Source organism: Gordonia sp. 'Campus' (assembly GCF_022206305.1).
In the GTDB taxonomy this organism is placed as follows: Bacteria; Actinomycetota; Actinomycetes; order Mycobacteriales; family Mycobacteriaceae; genus Gordonia.
On record NZ_JAKOIW010000045.1, the window covers coordinates 1 to 1,566 of the forward strand.

1 protein-coding gene and 1 pseudogene are annotated in these 1,566 nt (G+C 68.3%); both read left to right on the forward strand.

What is annotated here, in order from left to right:
• Nucleotides 1–259, forward strand: a pseudogene (locus tag MAY35_RS23145) (SGNH/GDSL hydrolase family protein); the annotation flags it as partial.
• A gap of 65 nt (nt 260–324) precedes the next feature.
• On the forward strand, nt 325–1,548 hold the full coding sequence (locus MAY35_RS23150; RefSeq protein ID WP_238423675.1) for an acetyl-CoA C-acetyltransferase: 1,224 nt from the start codon (nt 325–327) through the stop codon (nt 1,546–1,548).
• The last annotated feature ends 18 nt before the right edge of the window (nt 1,549–1,566 follow it).

Here is a 1,566-nt window from a genome sequence, read left to right on the forward strand (position 1 = left end):
GGCGGGCGGGCGGCCGGTGCCGCTCGCCGATTTGTTGACCGAGGAGTTCCTCGCCCGGCCCGAGCACATGCTGTCCCCCGACCGGTTCCATCCGTCGGCCGCCGGCTACGCCCTCGCCGCCGACACCCTGGTCCCCGAGGTCCTCGCCTCCATCGGCGAGTGGGGTCCCACCCCACTGCCCGAACCACCGAAGGTGTCCGAAGCCGTCGAAGAAACACGGCTCGTCACGCGTCGCAAGAAGCGGTTCGCGAGCTCCTGATCAGCGCCGATCCCACCCGGCCGACCGCGAAACCAAGCACATGCTTGGTGCGGTAGTTTTGAAGCATGCCTGAAGCCGTCATCGTTGCCCATGCCCGTTCCCCTATCGGCCGCGCCGCCAAGGGATCCCTCAAAGACGTCCGCCCCGACGAACTGTCGCGTCAGATGGTGGAGGCCGCCCTCGCCAAGGTGCCCGAACTCGATCCGGCGCTGATCGAGGACATCCACTGGGGCATCGGCCAGCCCGGCGGGCAGGGCGGTTACAACATCGCCCGTGTCATCGCCGTCGAGCTCGGTCACGACCACATCCCCGGCGTCACCGTCAACCGGTACTGCTCGTCGTCGCTGCAGACCACTCGCATGGCACTGCACGCGATCAAGGCCGGCGAAGCCGACGTCCTGATCTCCGGCGGTGTCGAGAGCGTGTCGAGCTTCGGGATCTCCGGCGGCGCCGACGGCGCGCCCAACTCGAAGAACCCCCTGTTCGACGACGCGGTCGCCCGGACCGAGCTCGCCGCCGCGGGCGATGCCGGGATCTGGCACGATCCCCGCAAGGACGGCCTCATCCCCGATGTCTACATCGCCATGGGCCAGACCGCCGAGAACGTCGCGTCGTTCACCGGCATCTCCCGCGAAGACCAGGACCGCTGGGGCGTGCTGAGCCAGAACCGCGCCGAGGAGGCCATCAAGTCCGGCTTCTTCGAGCGCGAGATCGACCCGGTCACCCTTCCCGACGGCTCCCTCGTCACCACCGACGACGGCCCCCGCGCCGGCACGACGTACGAGAAGATCTCGCAGCTCAAGCCCGTCTTCCGCCCCGATGGCACCATCACCGCGGGCAATGCATGCCCGCTCAACGACGGTGCCGCGGCGCTGGTCATCATGAGCGACACCAAGGCGAAGGAACTGGGTCTGACGCCGCTGGCCCGCGTCGTCGCCACCGCGGCGACCGGCCTGTCGCCCGAGATCATGGGCCTCGGCCCGATCGAGGCGATCCGCAAGGTCCTCAAGGTCTCCGGGATGTCGCTGTCCGACATCGACCTCGTGGAGATCAACGAGGCCTTCGCGGTTCAGGTCCTCGGGTCGGCAGCCGAGCTCGGCATCGACCACGACAAGCTGAACGTGTCCGGCGGCGCCATCGCACTGGGGCACCCCTTCGGCATGACCGGCGCCCGCATCACCACGACGCTGCTCAACAACCTCCGCACCCACGACAAGACGTTCGGCATCGAGTCGATGTGTGTCGGCGGCGGGCAGGGTATGGCGATGGTGCTGGAACGCCTCAGCTGACGCTGACCTGATGTCGTG